The organism is Candidatus Shapirobacteria bacterium (assembly GCA_041659325.1).
GTDB lineage: Bacteria > Patescibacteriota > Microgenomatia > UBA12405 > UBA12405 > JBAZYN01.
On record JBAZYN010000002.1, the window covers coordinates 260,757 to 276,607 of the forward strand.

Below are 15,851 nucleotides of genomic sequence, written 5' to 3' on the forward strand. Positions count from 1 at the left end.
AAGCCATGAATTTTGCTGAAATCGAGCCAAAATGGTTAAAGTTTTGGAATGAGCATCCGGAGCTTTATAGAGCCACTGAGTCTGAAAGTCTGAAAGCCATGCCTGCCGGCAGGCAGGTCTTAAAGTCTGAAAGTAAAAAAGATAAAAAATACATTTTGGTGGAGTTTCCGTATCCGAGTGGAAGCGGATTGCATGTTGGTCATGCTTTTAGTTTTACGGCAGCAGACATATATGCCAGGTTTAAGAGAATGCAGGGGTATAATGTGATGTTTCCTATGGGGTGGGATGCGTTTGGACTGCCGACTGAGAATTATGCAATAAAGATGAAGCGGAAACCACAAGAGATTGCCCGGGAGAATATTGATATGTTTAGGGAGCAGGCGAAGAGGTTGGCGCTTTCTTTTGATTGGGAGAGAGAAGTAAGCACGATTGATCCAAATTATTATAAATGGACTCAATGGATTTTTATACAATTATTTAAGAAGGGATTGGCATACAAGAAAGAGATGCCGATTAATTGGTGTCCTTCATGTAAAATCGGTTTGGCAAATGAAGAAGTAGTGGATGGGAAGTGTGAACGGTGTGGGGCAGAAGTTTCAAGAAGAAATATTTCCCAATGGGTGGTAAAAATTACTAATTATGCAGACCGACTGCTAGAAGGGTTAAAAAATACCGATTTTATCGATAAAGTAAAACAGGCGCAGATAAACTGGATTGATCGTAAAGAATGGATCGATATTACTTATCCGATTGAAGGAACGAAAGAAACAGTGACAGTGGCAACGACCAGGCCGGATACAAATTTTGGAGCGACTTTTATTGTGTTGGCGCCGGAACATGATTTGGTAAGTAAGTTGACAACCGGAATGCTAAAAACGGATCAGGACTTAAAAGAGATAAAGAACTATGTGGTTAAAGCTAAGAGGAAATCGGAATTAGAAAGGCAGCGGGAAGTAACCGGTAGGGATAAAACGGGGGTGTTTACCGGATTGTATGCAATTAACCACTTAACAAATAAAAAAATGCCGATTTGGATAACGGATTTTGTATTGGCAACAGTGGGAACGGGGGCGGTGGTTGGAGTGCCGGGACACGATATTCGTGATTTTGAATTTGCCAAGCAATTTGGTCTGGAGGTGAAAAGAGTAGTAGTAGGTAAAGATGGTGATAAATCGGAAATAATCAAAAAGGAACAGGTTCAGGAAGAGGAGGGGGAGATGGTCAATTCCGGTTTTCTTGACGGACTCGGTATCCATGAGGCAACAAAAAAGGTTATGGATTATTTGGAAGAGAAGGGGTGGGGGAAAAGATCGATCAGATATCACTTAAGAGACTGGATATTTTCCAGGCAGCATTATTGGGGAGAGCCAATACCGATGATTTTTTGCGAAAAATGCGCAGAAAATCAAACCCTACCCCCGGCCCCTTCCCTTGACAGGGCAGGGGAAAAAGAAATTCTCCCTTGTCAAGGGGAGATGGCCGAAGGCCAGAGGGGTTTGAATTGCGGTTGGGTTCCGGTGCCGGAGGATCAACTGCCAATTAAGTTGCCGGAGGTTGAGGCGTATGAGCCGACTGAGGACGGGAAGAGCCCGTTGTCAAAAATTGAAAGCTTTGTGAAGTGCAAATGCCCGGTATGCGGGGGCGAGGCAAAGAGGGAAACGGATACAATGCCAAACTGGGCGGGATCTGACTGGTATTATCTCGCATATTTATTACCTAATATGCGAGAGTCTGAAAGTCAAAAGTCAAAAGTCGAAAGTAATAAGGGAAATATTTTTATTGAAAATCAAGAGAAACTAAGAGAATGGATGCCGGTTGATATATATATTGGCGGGGATGAACACAATACTTTGCATTTGCTGTATTCCCGGTTTATTTACCAGTTTTTATGGGATTTGGGAGTGGTCCCCAAAGAGTATCCGGAGCCGTATATAAAGCGGGTATCGCATGGGGTGATTTTGGGGCCGGATAATCAGAGGATGAGTAAGTCGAAGGGAAATATAATAGTGCCGGAAAAGGTGTCTGAGGTATATGGAGTGGATGTGATTAGGTGCTATCTAATGTTTATGGGACCGTTTGATGCAGTAATGGCATGGAATGAAAAAACTTTAATGGGGGTGAAGAGGTTTTTGGATAGGTTTAGTAAATATATTAATGATCAATTACGAATTACCCACCTCGGCGGGCAGGCGAATTACGAATTAGACATAGTGTCTGCTAGCAAAGCCGAGGATAAAGTGTTTATCAATAAGATGGTGGCCGGGGTGACAAAGGACTTAGAAGAATTTGGCTATAACACGGCGATAGCGAAGATGATGGAAGGAATAAATCAATTACGAATTAATAATTACGAATTACGAATTGAGGAAATAAAAACGTTAATTAAATTAATTGCGCCGTTTGCGCCGTATTTGGGGGAGGAGCTTTGGAGCATGTGTGGAGAAAAGGGGTCGGTACATGTTTCTGCCTGGCCGGTGGCAGAGGATAAGTATTTGGTTGAGAAGACAATTACAATAGCGGTGGCGATTAATGGAAAAGTGAGGGATCAGATAGAAGTCGAAAGTCTAAAAGTCTTAAAGTCTGAAAGTAAAGAAGAAATTATTGCGGAGGCAAAGAAATTGGAAAAGATTCAAAAGTGGCTGGAAGGAAAGAAGATTATCAGAGAAATATATGTGCCGGGGAAGATGGTTAATTTTGTAGTAGAGTAGTCTATGGGCGAAGATGATGTTGCTGAGATGACTACTCCTGCAGAAGAGATAGATATAAAGGACGTTTATAAGGGGCCGATGATAAATGTAGTGGAGGAAAGCAGGAAAGGTCTGATTAGTAACCAGAGAGTATCAGAGATGTTGGAGGTATTAGGTAAAGGTGGAGTAGTGATGGTGGAATCCGCCTTCCCTCGATTTGCTATGTATGATAGTGGTAAATTGGAATTTGGTTTGCCGAAGGAACCGGAAACGGAAGTTGGTGTGATACATGAGTTAGTCCATGCTGAACAGTGGCTCGGGGTTTTTAGGGAAGGTATTACTCCCGAACAATTTATGCAATGGCTCGATGGAGATGATTCTGGTATTGCAGAAGTACTCGCTGAAATATCAGCGTATAGAGTTCAGCTAGAACAGCTCTTTTTTAGAGGGATTGCCGAAGGCGAAATTGTAGAAGAATTACGAAGGAGGGTTGGTTGGGGGGAGGAAATAGTTAGAGAGGCTGGTTATGAGGTTCCGGAGGATATAAAAAATCCGTATTGTGATTTTATGGGTATAGAACATCTTAATGAATAAAAAGTACGAAATTATTAACCTAGATAATGGAATAAGGGCGTTGGTAGTGCCACTTCGGGGGTTGAAGTCGGTGACGGTGGAGGTGTTTGTAAAGATCGGGTCGAAATATGAAGGCCCGGGTGAACATGGGATGAGCCATTTTTTGGAACACATGGCTTTTAAGGGAACTATGAAGAGGCCTAGTGCCAGATCTATAGTTAATGAAATTGACAGTCGGGGGGCGGCACACAATGCCGGGACGGGTCATGAATATACGTCTTACTACATAAAGACGGTACAAGAAAATGTACCATGGGCGTTGGAGCTGTTGGCGGATATTTTGTTTAATTCAAAATTTGATGGTGAAGAGATAAAAAAGGAGAAGGGGGTGATTGTTGAAGAGATAAGAATGTACAAAGATAATCCGGTAATGGGATTATCTTCGGAATTTGTAAAATTTCTTTACGGAAAGTCAAAAATTGGTTGTTGGAACATATCGGGAGAGGAAAAGGATATATCTGTTATTAATAGAGGTACTTTGATTGATTACCGGGAAAGATACATGATGCCAGATGATATATTGGTTGTGATTGCGGGGGATGTAGACACGGACTTTAAGGAAACTACAAAATATTTTTCTTCTTTTACAAGTGCATCAGGCGTTGGTCTACCAAGCATTCAAATAGTGTTGAATGATAATATGAGTATCAGAAAGACACAAGAGACAAATCAGGGTCATTTTTGTGTGGGGGTGCCGACTATTTCATGGAGAGATGACAGAAGATACGCGATGAAACTATTAGAGATTATTCTTGGTGGATACAGCTCTTCAAAGCTGCAGCAGAGGATTAGGGAGGATGAGGGAATGGCATATTATATTCATTCGATAAGTGATAGTTTTGAGGAAGCAGGATACTTGGCTTTTCAGGCGGGAGTGAGGCCGGAGGTGCTTGATAGGGCGATTGCGTTGACAATTGAGGAGATGACGGCGGTTGGGGACAGGGTTGATGAAAGTGACTTGGTAAGGGCAAAGGATTACTTGACCGGGAGGATAAGGTTACTGATGGATCAAAGTGATTTCTGGTCTGGCTACCTTGGCCAGAAGATGCTCTTGGAGGGGAAAATCATGAGTCCCGAAGAGGAGCTTGCCAAGTACAGATCTGTGAAAATAGAGGATGTCTACAAGCTTGCCGACCAGTACCTGACAAAAGATCAGGTAAGATTGATAACTGTATCGGGGAATAAAAGTAGAGTATAAGAATACTAACAGAGTATTGTAAGTATTTGGAGTATTTTTAGCAAAAAGGTTTTTGACTGCCAGACTAAATATATGAGTAAATAGTGCCTAATGTTTCGGATCTAGTTGATATGAAGTGGTTGATAGTTTGTGAATATTTTCGGATAATTATTGTTAGTCTAGGACTAATATTGCTTTGTGAACAATGTATATCACTTAAGAACATCGATATTTTAGGCTTAGAGAATAATGTTTTGTGAAAATCAAAGCGGTGAAATAAGTGGTTTTGAAGGTAGAGGGAGCCCTTTTTTCAGAAATATAACTAGGGTGCGGTTATTAGGATGTAGTTAGGGTTTATATGATATATAAAGGTAAGGTTACCAGACACTCCTATTTGCGGATATGAAATTTTACCGAAAATATATTTTTGAGAGAAAAAGTAGAAGAGAAAGTGCGGGGAATAAGCGGTAAGGTGCGGAGATAGGGGTATAGTAGGTATAAAAGATGCGGTAAAATTGTGAAACGTAATATCAGTTTAAGCTGATAAACGTTTCAACAACGTAAGTTCCTGAAAGGAACTGTACGTTGTGTCCCCACCGAGAATCGAACTCGGATCTGCTGCTTAGGAGGCGGCTATTCTATCCATTGAACTATAGGGACGGAGTAAAATAATTATAAATTACGAATTACGAATTACGAATTGGTATCGACTAGATTTGTTATTTATTAAAGTTCTGCAGTGGGTGGTCGCCATCGCTTTGATAAATTTGCTACGGTGACCGATGTCGGGGTTACTGGATTTCCCCCATTCGGGGGATAAACTTCTCATCCAGTAACTTGGTCGGGGTTACTGGATTTCCCCCATTCGGGGGATAAACTTCTCATCCAGTAACTTGGTCGGGGTTACTGGATTCGAACCAGCAGCCTCAGCGTCCCGAACGCTGCGCGCTAGCCAATTGCGCCAAACCCCGATAAGGATTCTCTTATATCTTAATGTACAGGCAAAAAGGGATGGAAAGTTAAGGTTCTGTCAGAAATTCCCAGAGCCTTTTTGCAAGGACTATTATATCCTATTTGAGGTGTTTTTTCCGATGGTATGTATTTATATAGAAGGAATAGGATAGGAATATATTGATGTGTTAGGCGAAAATGACGAGGTTATAAAATTGGCAAAAGGAGTGGGGCGGTGCTAAAAGATTTATTGTTTTATATTGATGAAAAGTGAGGGGAAAACATGAGTTTGAGGCAATATGGGTTTTGGTGGAAAAAGAATGAATTGGATATGATAGTAGAAAGGGGTTTTTTGATAATTTATATGTCAACAGACCGGAAAAACTCCAATAATGGTTGCCCAATGGTTTTTTGCCAGAATAAATCCCGTTCCGGCTGTGTCATTTCGGAGAGATGTTTGCCGGTCTCAGCGTCTATCTGAATTGAATCGAGCATTAACGTAAAGATATCTATAAAATATCAATCTCTTGAGAAAGAGCTAATTGGTCAAGTCCCCAGAAATCACTGGCTTTCGCGCTAAAATGTATCTTTCCGTCTTCTGACATTCCGGCAGTTCTTAGGCCGACGGTTTCCCCCACGGCATATATTATTTTTTCATCCGGACGAAAATCGCCTATCTTAATCCCTTCCGGCGAAGATGACCTGTTGCACGCCATAACCACTTGGACGGGAGGTTCTCCCTTGTCTTCCAGGTATTTATTTACTGCTCTTACGGTTTCAACCACGGGATATCCGTCTTCTATGGAACTAAACTGCCACTTTCCACCCTCCTCTCTTCCTCCGTGCATAAAAATTACCTGGACGTTTTCTAAAATCACCCCTTCTGGGTGTTTTTCGTCGTATAAACTCATTACATCCGCTTTAAAAACATAAGGTGGACCCGATAAATTTCTCATTACTTCTCTGTCAACCGACCTCGTCTCTCTATTCATGGGAAAACCTCGCCTAATCCATATGTTTCTTTCTAAATCCACACAAACCAAAGTCTCTACCTGAATATCTCTTTCTGTAATTTTGATAGGAGTTTCATCGTTCTTACCCATATACAATTATAAACACAATTCAACGACCTGATGTTAAGCCAAAGCACCTTTTATCTATACCAATAGTTCTATAATGTTTTCGCCGACGGAAACTGATGTTTTAGCAGCTGCGGGTAGGCACCCCGTGGGTATATCTGGCGGTGTTTGTTTGCCCTGGTTTTCAACTACCCTTTTGGGGTTTCTAGGCTTGGTCTACTAAGGATGCTTTTCATAATCTCAAACTTTTCATGAGGTTCTGGACCTATAGTACTAACTGTCGGATTTTCCCTTCTTGATTCCTCTGCCGCGCTTGCATGTCTTTTATCATCCTCATGTGTTGATTGTAATGCATCACTGAACTTGAGGTTATCGGGATCCCGATTATCAACTGGGGTGGACAAAAAGGCATCAAGCATTTTGAAGCCTTTTTTGGCAATGTCAACTAATTCAAGTAAACCTGCTTTAGATTCTCCTTCCATAGGCGAGCCTATAAGGACAGACCCTTCTTCCCATGGTATTACCGAAAAAGATATTTGGTCATTTTGGCCATCTTCGCCTTCGGGTTGGGGTATAATTCTGGAAGATATATAAACATAGGGGGGGCGTTCATGGTGAAGATCATCTCTTTGTAGACCGACACTGACTAGTCTTGCACCGCCTTCGGGCAAAGCTTGATATACTCTTATATCTCCAATCCTATCCCTTACGACGGATATGTCAGGATAAGAACGAGTTAGCTCCAGTAGAGATGGGGCGCCCTCGATTTCTCTTTTCATATACGAAATTCTAACATGTACACGTGTCTATTAGCAATAATTTACAGGTAAATTATTCAACCTTGATTATTATAAAACGGGCTTTGGGGTTGTAGGGTAAATTTTTGATTAATTAAAAAGAAAGATCAAACAATAGTGGATTTAGTAGTTTCGGGATGGTTATATGTCAACAGACCGGAAAAACTTCAATAGTGGTTGCCCAATGGTTTTTTGCCAGAATAAATCCCGTTCCGGCTGTGTCATTTCAGAGAGATATTTGCCGGATTCGGGGTCTATCTGAATTGAATCGAGGGGATAGCCTTCAACTATTTGTGGGCTGGGTTGAGCGGTAAAGGTTCTGGGAGATTTTATTGTTGTTTCCCAAGTTTTACCTTCGGGGGTGGCGATACATAGGCCAAATTCCCAATATCCGCCAACTTCTCCTCCCAACCCAAGTATTAGATCGGAGTAGTATTTAAGCATTTGTTCGTCGGAAGATATATTTGGGTAACCGTTAATTCTCCGGACATTTAATCCCGGCTGGTTTTCTGGTGGCAGGCCATTAATGTATAAAGCGTTATCCATAGAAAAAACAGGTTCTCCAAGCGTCTTGGCGTAGGCGATGGCCTTTTTGTGGGCATTTTCAGCAGCTGTTTTCCCGTTTTCATCGACAGTCGGGAGTAATCCTTTGTCGGTGATTCCTTTTACTATAATGTGAGCCGGAGCAAGGGCACCTTCGATTTGTTTAATTTTTGCGTTATTAGTAGTGCCAAAGAGTATTGCTTTCATTTTTTGAGTATAGCAAGGTAGCAAGGGGAGAGGCAGGCACTATGTGGACAAGATAATATTCCTTGTATAATCGGTGTATCTAAATGAAGTTTCAACTAGTTTGCTTTGATCTAAATAAAACTCTAATTTCTGAAAACACCTGGTATGAACTAAATCTGGCCATGGGGATGACTGCTGAAGAAGATCAGGCCCTGTTCGCTCTTTATCAAAAAGGGGAATTGACATACGTTGATTGGCAAAAAGAACTGGAAAGAATTTATATAAAAAATGGCAAAGCTACACGGGAGAATATATCGAAGGTTATTTATAACTACACCTATCGTGTTGGGGCAAAGGAGGTAATAGAGTACCTAAAATCAAAAGGCTATACTCTTGCTCTTATTAGTGGGTCAATTGATGTTTTGGTTGAGAGAGTTGCGAGGGAGTGTGGAATTTCGCACTATTTGGCCAACAACACATTTGTTTATGACAAAAATAACTATTTAAAAGAAATTAAATGTCTGGGTGGTGATGTAGAGGTAAAAGGTTTACAACTGCGGCAACTCTGTGAGGAATTAAAAATTGATATTACCCAAGTAGTATGTGTGGGGGATGGAGATAATGACTTCGAAATTTTTAAACTATCGGGGCACGGAATAACTTTTGAAGGATCAAAGATAGAGCCGTATGCCTGGAAGACAATCGGGCAATTAACGGATCTCCGGTTAATTTTGTAGAGCCACCCTTCGGGGTTCGACTTTTACGCACAAGAGGCCTCCAATGGCTTATTTCAAATAAGGTCCTAAAAAGGCATTGCGCGAACGTACCAGGTAAAACCTTTCCTTTAACGACTAAACCATCCTTACAAGTTTATAGACGAGTGATATTCGCTCCTCAATGGGAACTGTAGGCAAAAAACGGTTTTATTAATAACCGCCGCCCCAGCTGATAACATCATTGACAAGAGCACAGGAGCGAAGCCCCGAACATTCGGAACCGCCAACAGTTTTCCCTGAAATCGCCCAGGCATTAAAACGGCACTCTGGTGATCCGGTGCATTTATCGGTGCCGGTGGTTAAATCACAATTGCTTGCATACATATACTTAAAGCGTCGGGTAGTCGAATCATAATTGCTAACCATATTGGTGATATTAGGATAAGTAAAAGTACAAGCCAGGCTATTACCATTGCCGGTGCATTGGCTGCCGGTAGGTAGCACCTGGTAGTAATATTTGGTCCGGCCATTTGGAAGAACTTGGGTAACTTCTTTTATAAATGAAGGCTTGGCTCCATGCCATAAAATTTTTTGGAAATAATCAGTTTGGTTTTGGTAGTCATCTTTTGTTGTGGTAATCCATAGCCTGGCATTAGAAGCATCTGGACCGTATGAAGTTACTTTATGGGAGATATTTCTGGCATAATCGCCTCCATTATCAACCATGCACCAGTTGTTTTTTATATTCAAATTTGGGCAATACGTTTGCCGAAGTGTTGATAAACGGCTACAGTTTGAAGTTTCATTTGGATGATCAACCAGGCGGGATCCTCTGCCCAGACAGAACTCGATGTACATCTGGTTATACTCTTCACAGGAAAAGGTAAATGTATCGGCCATGGTGGGCCGGATCAAAGGTATCAAAAGAAGTGCGGCGGAACTAACAAGAGCGATAAGGGAAATGATCATTATTTTTCTTTTCATACCCCGTATTATAACTATTCTTTTATAATATACAAGATATCGTAAGCTATCACCATATTCTATTTTTACTGTCACAGATCATGCCTATTTATACACCATAAGTTCATGTAATTGTTACCTGGGTGTATCGAAATATAAGGTATGAGCTGAAGTTTTCGGGAAAAAAGTGATTCTATAGGAAGGCTTATAGAAAAACAGATAGGCGTGATTTAATTCGGTGGCGGTCAATCCAATAAATCTGGTGGTAACATGTCAACTAGCTTTTTCTAATTTGGATTTTCCCTTTTTGATACAAGAATTGTGATAAAGCGGCTACACTTCTACCTTCTCTCATTTGTCCGGACAAGCATATGACCGCCGCCTGGGCACTACTTACCCACATGGCTTTTATATCTTCTTCGGTTTCTAGTTGCTGTTTACCGAGGGCTTTAAATTTGGTGGCTACAAAATAATATAAATCCCAGCCGATAGTCGGTCCTCCACTCCCAAAATTTGTAAACAATTCAATGTTTTCCACTTCCATTCCTACTTCCTCTCTTGCCTCTTTCATACAGGCTTGACCAATTAAACTAAGCACGTCCGGTCTGTCTTTAATTTCATCCCAATCCCTAATTTTGTCTCTAACTTTTCCTCCGGGTAATCTATAGTCAGTTTCACCTAACTCAGGCCGGTACTCCTGGCTTAACAGTATCTGATCATTAATTTCATCGTATATTATTATTCTTGTTCCGGGTGATCTACTGGCTTTTTCAAAAATCCTTCCGTCTGCCGTGTTGGTTGCCTCTACTCTGATAATCTGTCCCTCGTAAGCAACATTTTTACTTGATATCTTTTTTGGCACTCCATATTATAAAACATTCATATAGATACTAAACCTCTTTCTCGTAATCAATTAAGTCATACTCAGGATCAGGCCCACCTTTTCTTCTTTTAATTTCTTTAAAACCTAGTGATTCATAATTCTTTCTTGCTGGGTTAAAGAAGGGGTGACAGCTGGTAGTAACAATGACCTTTTTTAACCCTCTATTTTTTAGAATTTTTAGTACTTTTGCCAATTGTTTTTTGCCATAACCCCGGCCCCGGAATTCAGGTAATATACAATTATGGCCGATTTCACCAATATTTGGTTCATACGATGCAAACCCAATTACTTTATCGTCAACCCAAGTGATCAAAACACATATACCAATAGTATTTGGATTGGTAAAAGCTTCTTGGTCGAATTTATCCCATTTGACTTTTTCACCACTCCATTTTTGCGGGTTACTTTCTACCAATGACTGGTAACTTAAAAATATTATTTTTCCCAAATCGCCTTTGACTACCGAAGATATGGGTAAGAACCGGATCATAACAATATTATAGATTAATAGATTTTAAAATTATTCCCCCCCCAATAACCGTGTGTGACGGAATTGCGGACGGGTATCCCGATAGATAACGAAATCTTTTTGGTTCTTTGATAAAATCAAGCTGTGATAAGACCAATAATTTTAGCTAACTACCTTGTAAAAAAAGACGGCAAATATTTACTGGTCCAGGAGGCGACTGACAAGGTTTGGGGTAATATAAATACCCACTCAAAGGGAAAATGGACCTTTCCGCACGGCGAGGTGGATAAAGGCGAGACCATTCGGGAGGCAGCGGAAAGAAAACTTGTTGAAGAAACCGGAGGTAGATCTAATTTCGTTCGATTGGGGGCGATTGCCCATGGTTTAATAAAAAATACCGTTTATTTTATAGGTTTTGTTTTTTATGGAGAAGGTTTTGAAGAGATTGGTTTGAGATGGGAACATGAAATTAAAGCAACGAAATGGTTTTCCAGAAAAGAAATAATCGATTTGGAAAAACAGGGTTTGGTTCGGGATAATGTGCCACTGTCTCGGATAATTGATGCGGTCGAAATGAATTCAGGGGTTGATTTTATTGAGTGGGAACAACCCGATTATGTTATCGACATTCTCAACTTATTGGAAAAGAGAAACGTCGAGAAGGAATCAAGAAGTTAAATATCAATATCTCGTGAGCAATTTACCTGCTAGAAAGTCTGATAAAAAAGGAACCTCGTGATGTTAGTGGAACTGGTGATAGGCGATCGCTCTCCCAAAAAAGTATTGTCTTTATACTATTTTTCAAAAACTCCTATTTTCTCACCGGATGTTAAGGTTGCGGTGGTAGATCCGCTACTCTTAGTTTGGCCTCCAATTGGCTAAGAGATGGTATACCACCACCAAACGGGCCTTCTGGTAGTCCCTCATCACTATGGAGACTATCGAGTAATTCACGGATATCACCATTAAAACGTATGGCTTTTATTTCTTCTTCTCCTTCTTTGCCGAACGGTATTTCGGTTAAAGCGTTTTCGTTTTGAATAGCAAAGCGGAGCAGTTCTTTTTCTGCCGGTCTGTTTTTTGGGACCAGAAATGTCCTTTCCCCTTCTTCTTGTCCTTCCATTCCTGGTTTATACCCATAAACAAGGGTGTAATTGGGAGTTTGTTCTATAATAAGACCGTCACTAAAATCCTGGATTTTTTTAACAGATTCCACAGTTTTATTTTGTTCTGACATATTTTTTTTATTAATAAATATATCCGTCTAACCGGGATGGCTAGCAAGGTGGTTTTAAAAGCAAATACTAGTTGGCTATTTCAAACCTTGTTTCAAGGATACCATACTTTATTGTTTAGCCACTCGAAGTTTAGCCTCGCTCATCAATAAATAAGAGAATTGTTTTTTGCAAGTGCTTTTTTTAATTTCAATTTTAATTAGCTTTATTGTCTCTAGGTATTTTATTTGCTACTACGACAGTTCGTGGGTGGTGGTATTTGAAAGGTAAAAAATAAACAAGTTGTAAAAAATAAATTTTTGGTGATAATGTTGATATGGGCGAAGCATCAGAAGGCGGCAGTGCCGGGGTTAAAAGTGGCATAAAATTATCCAGACGAAAATTTCTTGTTACAACTGGCTTAGCCGCCGTTGCGGCCGTAGCCCACAAGCCGATAGAAGCCAGCCGGACCCTTTTTGAGATAAATCAAGGTTATGTAACCGGCGAGACCAATACTGGGTCAATTACCAGCGAAACTCCCAAGCATATACGGAAAGAGGATATCCCCCCAGAAAATGAATGGTTAAAAAACGCTGACAAGGTCTTATCCAGCGGGATTGCTATCTACCAACATTGGCGGAAAGGTAACCCCGATTTACCCTCCCCTCACTATCAGAAACCGGAAAACTATTTAGATGTGCCATCAGTAGCAGTGAATCTCAAGAAGCAAATACCACATGCCCGGGGAGAACCCGGTAACCCAGATTTTTTTAGAAACTTGCTTATAGATTGTGGCGTCGAAAAATTTGACAAGCCTTATGCCAGATTCATCGGTGGATCCGGGGCAAATATCACTAGTCTCCAGGAATTGATAAGTACAGACCCCGGTACGGGTGTTGTCAGAAACATCCGTTATTCAATGTCGGAAAAGTTTGGTAGCGAATTCGATGTTTTTAGATCTTGTGTCAGCAATTCTTTAACGGAAGAACAGCATAAGTTTATCGCAGATCAATTTCATGATTGGTATTTTGGGGCAATGAACTATGTTGAAGATGCCCGAGCCAAAAGCAGTGAACCAATTTCAACTAGCGTTTTATTCGCCTTTTTCCTGCATCAAAATCAGGGAGACATTTTATCCAGTGCCTGGGATACTTCGGTTTGGCTGAAAATACTCGCCAGAAACGACCCCGAGGATGGGTTAAAACGTGACCCGAATTATGATCGGGCCCACTTGGCTACCAGGATATTTAAAGATGAATTCTCTCCCCACCTATCTGCCAATTGGGTAGTTGATCATGTCGGCAGAGACGACGGTGGGCTAAATTTTGTAGGAGACCCATATAAGATGTCAGAATACAAAGACTTTATGCCGGCGAACCGGGCCGGTGGATTTTATCATGCCTGGAATATTATCGCCCTATCCATGTGCATGTCTCCATTTTTTATTAAAAGAGCTACTGCCACATACGATGTTCCCATAACGTGGGGTTCTGGGTTCGTGTTTTCAGAGTACGGCCGGGAAAAAAACACTGCCGATTTATTGGTTGCCAAACGGGCTCATAAAATAAAGGGGATGCTAAGAAAATATAGTTAGTTTATTGAACAACGCACGGGTCTTTGCTTTTGAAACGACCAATAGAAATTACCGCCTCAACACCGCTTCCGCAATCACTACCATCCCAACACGCTGCACCCCGGGCGTTTCAGCCAATGTTAACCCGACTAAACTCTTGCCTGGGTGCATATGGAGGCGGTTGGCTTTTGTGCTACTCATATTTCTGAAGAATTCAAAAAATACAATGCAGATAGGTTTAAAATCTTCCTGCTAATCAGGAGTACAAAGTCTTGACTATTGTCGGGGAAGTATTTAGACTGATTGTAATATGACAGATTTAGCAAGAAATACCAGAACACTGATAGTATGTTTTTCGTTAGCCATTTTTGCCCTGATACCTTTGAGGTTTGTGGAAATAAGCCAGGAAGTTTCTGAGGACTATGGGGGAGCCAGTGTTTTGGGTGAAGCACAGATGCTCGAAGAGCCAGAAGTGGCACTTCCTAGCGCAGATGAATATGTATCCGGAGAGTTGGAAGCGCCGTATGACGAAATGGACAACGGAGAAGTATCAGGAGTAACAGATGGGGCAGAGTGCATGCCAGAAGAGCATGTTAGTGAGGCGGTAGCCAGAGTGAATGAAGGTTTGTCCACCGGTTTGTATGCTGATTCTGAGCAGGCATATGCTGAGATACAGTGGCTAAACGATCAGCTTTGCCGCGAATAACAGATGGTTTTTATCTAATGGTAAGAGTATAAAGGTTTTCTTGGCCTCCTGAATAGCTTGGAGTTAGGATTACGATTTTACTGCCATCAGCCCAGGGAGTGGTTGATTCAGGATTAAAATTATTGTTAAAAAGGATGTGTTGATTGGTATTGTCGTAATCAACAACTTTTATGGCGTTGTCCTGAACGTACATGAGGTTATCCGAGTTTGGAATCCAGGCGATGTTGGTGAGGGCATTGCTGTTTTCGATCAGAAAGTTAGTATCTTCCTTCATGTCATAAACATACCAGTTGCCGGGGGTAATATCTCGGCTTTGTTTTTGGATGCTTTGAACCGGTGGTGGGGTAATAATATTTTGGGGAAGTTGACGGTTGGTTTTGGCCAGATAGAGTAATTTGTCCTCGCTAGTGGAAAAAGAAATGTGTTTGGCGGATTCGGTGGAGACTAATTCTTTTAATTCGAGGGGAATTTTGTCTAATTTGGGCTGATTAATCTGGGCTAGCTGTTTTTCCCAATCCAGATAGATTTGGTCAAGTTGGTAGGTAACATCGACGAGCATTTTTGGGGAAAAGACAGAATCAATGGGGATTTGGTAGGTTGCCTTGCCGTTGGTGGCGAGAATGCTTCTGGAGTTGGGTGAAAAAGTGAATTTGAAATCAGACCAATTGAGGTAGGCATAGTTTGGCGCGATTTGCCGTGGTTGGTTGCGACCTAAAGGGATGGGGTTGCTGATGGTGTCGAGAATGTATAAACCATTATCTTTGGAGGCTGAAGCGGAGGCAACGGCATAAACGATTCTTGATCCGTCGTGGTTGATGGATGGGTTGATGGCGCCGGTAAAAGTCAGCGGTTTTATGTCTGAAACGGAGCGGAATAACTGAGCATCGGTTTGAACAACTAACTCTTTTTTGATCCGAACTTGCTTTTGCCAGGGAAGATAGCCGTCTTTTATGATTTTAACCAAGTAATCGCCGGGGGTAAGGTTGATTATGTCGTCGGTAGCAGTGAAGAGACGGTCATCGATGTAGACCGAGGCGCCCTTTGGTTTTGATGTGGCAGAAAGAAGGCCACTAGCGTTTATGACCGAACCATTTTTCATATCATTTATATTGAGGGTGTAGCCGCGGGCGACAAAAGAAATCATAACGGTGCCGGAGATGACGAAAAAAAGAACGGAAAGGATAGTGATTAGGCTTTTTTTAGTTGAGTGGTCAGACATATCTGTATTATACAAGCAATAAGAATTGGTAAAATGGGGTGATGAAATTGTTTAA

Annotated in this window: 16 protein-coding genes and 2 tRNA genes; 7 read left to right on the plus strand and 11 right to left on the minus strand. The window is 41.3% G+C overall.

Going from position 1 to position 15,851, the window contains the following annotated elements; genetic code table 11:
* The first annotated feature begins 5 nt into the window (after positions 1-5).
* From leuS to WC841_04390, 3 genes are read left to right on the plus strand one after another with little or no spacing between them, the layout of a single operon-like run.
* A complete protein-coding gene (gene leuS / locus WC841_04380; GenBank protein ID MFA5828562.1) occupies positions 6-2,708 on the plus strand; it encodes a leucine--tRNA ligase in 2,703 nt (900 codons plus the stop codon).
* 3 nt (positions 2,709-2,711) lie between these two features.
* Positions 2,712-3,281, plus strand: a complete 570-nt coding sequence (locus WC841_04385; GenBank protein ID MFA5828563.1) for a hypothetical protein — start codon at positions 2,712-2,714, stop codon at positions 3,279-3,281.
* Entirely contained in the window at positions 3,274-4,518 is a 1,245-nt protein-coding gene (locus WC841_04390) for a pitrilysin family protein (GenBank protein MFA5828564.1), read from the plus strand. Before WC841_04385 ends, WC841_04390 begins: the two co-directional genes overlap by 8 nt.
* Before the next feature lie 567 nt (positions 4,519-5,085).
* On the opposite strand, the gene WC841_04395 is transcribed toward WC841_04390, so the two are convergent.
* The 6 genes from WC841_04395 to WC841_04420 form a co-directional block, all read right to left on the minus strand.
* Positions 5,086-5,157, minus strand: a tRNA-Arg gene (locus WC841_04395).
* Positions 5,158-5,391: 234 nt separating this feature from the next.
* Positions 5,392-5,468 (minus strand) — tRNA-Pro (locus tag WC841_04400).
* Between the two features lie 340 nt (positions 5,469-5,808).
* Positions 5,809-5,943: a hypothetical protein gene (locus tag WC841_04405; protein MFA5828565.1), complete on the minus strand. Its 135-nt coding sequence runs from the start codon at positions 5,941-5,943 to the stop codon at positions 5,809-5,811.
* A 14-nt stretch (positions 5,944-5,957) separates the two neighbouring features.
* Positions 5,958-6,551 carry a hypothetical protein gene (locus tag WC841_04410; GenBank protein ID MFA5828566.1) on the minus strand — a complete coding sequence of 198 codons (594 nt, stop codon included), beginning with the start codon at positions 6,549-6,551 and terminating at the stop codon, positions 5,958-5,960.
* A 164-nt stretch (positions 6,552-6,715) separates the two neighbouring features.
* Positions 6,716-7,306, minus strand: coding sequence for a hypothetical protein (locus tag WC841_04415; GenBank protein ID MFA5828567.1), 591 nt, complete (start codon positions 7,304-7,306; stop codon positions 6,716-6,718).
* A 159-nt stretch (positions 7,307-7,465) separates the two neighbouring features.
* Positions 7,466-8,074 (minus strand): non-canonical purine NTP pyrophosphatase, encoded by a 609-nt coding sequence (locus WC841_04420; GenBank protein ID MFA5828568.1) that lies wholly within the window; start codon positions 8,072-8,074, stop codon positions 7,466-7,468.
* A gap of 83 nt (positions 8,075-8,157) precedes the next feature.
* On the opposite strand from WC841_04420, the gene WC841_04425 reads away from it, so the two are divergent.
* On the plus strand, positions 8,158-8,790 hold the full coding sequence (locus WC841_04425) for an HAD family phosphatase (protein ID MFA5828569.1): 633 nt from the start codon (positions 8,158-8,160) through the stop codon (positions 8,788-8,790).
* A 189-nt stretch (positions 8,791-8,979) separates the two neighbouring features.
* Here WC841_04425 and WC841_04430 read toward each other — a convergent pair whose 3' ends face one another.
* The 3 genes from WC841_04430 to WC841_04440 form a co-directional block, all read right to left on the minus strand.
* Entirely contained in the window at positions 8,980-9,753 is a 774-nt protein-coding gene (locus WC841_04430; protein ID MFA5828570.1) for a hypothetical protein, read from the minus strand.
* Between the two features lie 256 nt (positions 9,754-10,009).
* Positions 10,010-10,594 carry an NUDIX hydrolase gene (locus WC841_04435; protein ID MFA5828571.1) on the minus strand — a complete coding sequence of 195 codons (585 nt, stop codon included), beginning with the start codon at positions 10,592-10,594 and terminating at the stop codon, positions 10,010-10,012.
* Positions 10,595-10,622: 28 nt separating this feature from the next.
* Positions 10,623-11,105, minus strand: a complete 483-nt coding sequence (locus WC841_04440; protein MFA5828572.1) for a GNAT family N-acetyltransferase — start codon at positions 11,103-11,105, stop codon at positions 10,623-10,625.
* A gap of 123 nt (positions 11,106-11,228) precedes the next feature.
* Here WC841_04440 and WC841_04445 point away from each other — a divergent pair, with 123 nt between their 5' ends.
* Entirely contained in the window at positions 11,229-11,762 is a 534-nt protein-coding gene (locus tag WC841_04445) for an NUDIX domain-containing protein (protein ID MFA5828573.1), read from the plus strand.
* 151 nt (positions 11,763-11,913) lie between these two features.
* On the opposite strand, the gene WC841_04450 is transcribed toward WC841_04445, so the two are convergent.
* Positions 11,914-12,321 (minus strand): hypothetical protein, encoded by a 408-nt coding sequence (locus WC841_04450; GenBank protein MFA5828574.1) that lies wholly within the window; start codon positions 12,319-12,321, stop codon positions 11,914-11,916.
* A 314-nt stretch (positions 12,322-12,635) separates the two neighbouring features.
* On the opposite strand from WC841_04450, the gene WC841_04455 reads away from it, so the two are divergent.
* Together WC841_04455 and WC841_04460 are read left to right on the plus strand one after the other, a co-directional pair.
* Positions 12,636-13,892, plus strand: a complete 1,257-nt coding sequence (locus WC841_04455) for a hypothetical protein (protein MFA5828575.1) — start codon at positions 12,636-12,638, stop codon at positions 13,890-13,892.
* A gap of 289 nt (positions 13,893-14,181) precedes the next feature.
* On the plus strand, positions 14,182-14,577 hold the full coding sequence (locus tag WC841_04460) for a hypothetical protein (GenBank protein ID MFA5828576.1): 396 nt from the start codon (positions 14,182-14,184) through the stop codon (positions 14,575-14,577).
* A gap of 10 nt (positions 14,578-14,587) precedes the next feature.
* On the opposite strand, the gene WC841_04465 is transcribed toward WC841_04460, so the two are convergent.
* Positions 14,588-15,796, minus strand: a complete 1,209-nt coding sequence (locus WC841_04465) for a PEGA domain-containing protein (GenBank protein MFA5828577.1) — start codon at positions 15,794-15,796, stop codon at positions 14,588-14,590.
* Between the last annotated feature and the right edge of the window lie 55 nt (positions 15,797-15,851).

Bases quoted from the DNA above. Each gene is read 5' to 3' on its own strand.
- leuS (MFA5828562.1), top strand. From the start codon at position 6: ATGAATTTTGCTGAAATCGAGCCAAAATGGTTAAAGTTTTGGAATGAG.
- WC841_04385 (MFA5828563.1), top strand. From the start codon at position 2,712: ATGGGCGAAGATGATGTTGCTGAGATGACTACTCCTGCAGAAGAGATA.
- WC841_04390 (MFA5828564.1), top strand. From the start codon at position 3,274: ATGAATAAAAAGTACGAAATTATTAACCTAGATAATGGAATAAGGGCG.
- WC841_04405 (MFA5828565.1), bottom strand. From the start codon at position 5,943: ATGCTCGATTCAATTCAGATAGACGCTGAGACCGGCAAACATCTCTCC.
- WC841_04410 (MFA5828566.1), bottom strand. From the start codon at position 6,551: ATGGGTAAGAACGATGAAACTCCTATCAAAATTACAGAAAGAGATATT.
- WC841_04415 (MFA5828567.1), bottom strand. From the start codon at position 7,306: ATGAAAAGAGAAATCGAGGGCGCCCCATCTCTACTGGAGCTAACTCGT.
- WC841_04420 (MFA5828568.1), bottom strand. From the start codon at position 8,074: ATGAAAGCAATACTCTTTGGCACTACTAATAACGCAAAAATTAAACAA.
- WC841_04425 (MFA5828569.1), top strand. From the start codon at position 8,158: ATGAAGTTTCAACTAGTTTGCTTTGATCTAAATAAAACTCTAATTTCT.
- WC841_04430 (MFA5828570.1), bottom strand. From the start codon at position 9,753: ATGAAAAGAAAAATAATGATCATTTCCCTTATCGCTCTTGTTAGTTCC.
- WC841_04440 (MFA5828572.1), bottom strand. From the start codon at position 11,105: ATGATCCGGTTCTTACCCATATCTTCGGTAGTCAAAGGCGATTTGGGA.
- WC841_04450 (MFA5828574.1), bottom strand. From the start codon at position 12,321: ATGTCAGAACAAAATAAAACTGTGGAATCTGTTAAAAAAATCCAGGAT.
- WC841_04455 (MFA5828575.1), top strand. From the start codon at position 12,636: ATGGGCGAAGCATCAGAAGGCGGCAGTGCCGGGGTTAAAAGTGGCATA.
- WC841_04460 (MFA5828576.1), top strand. From the start codon at position 14,182: ATGACAGATTTAGCAAGAAATACCAGAACACTGATAGTATGTTTTTCG.
- WC841_04465 (MFA5828577.1), bottom strand. From the start codon at position 15,796: ATGTCTGACCACTCAACTAAAAAAAGCCTAATCACTATCCTTTCCGTT.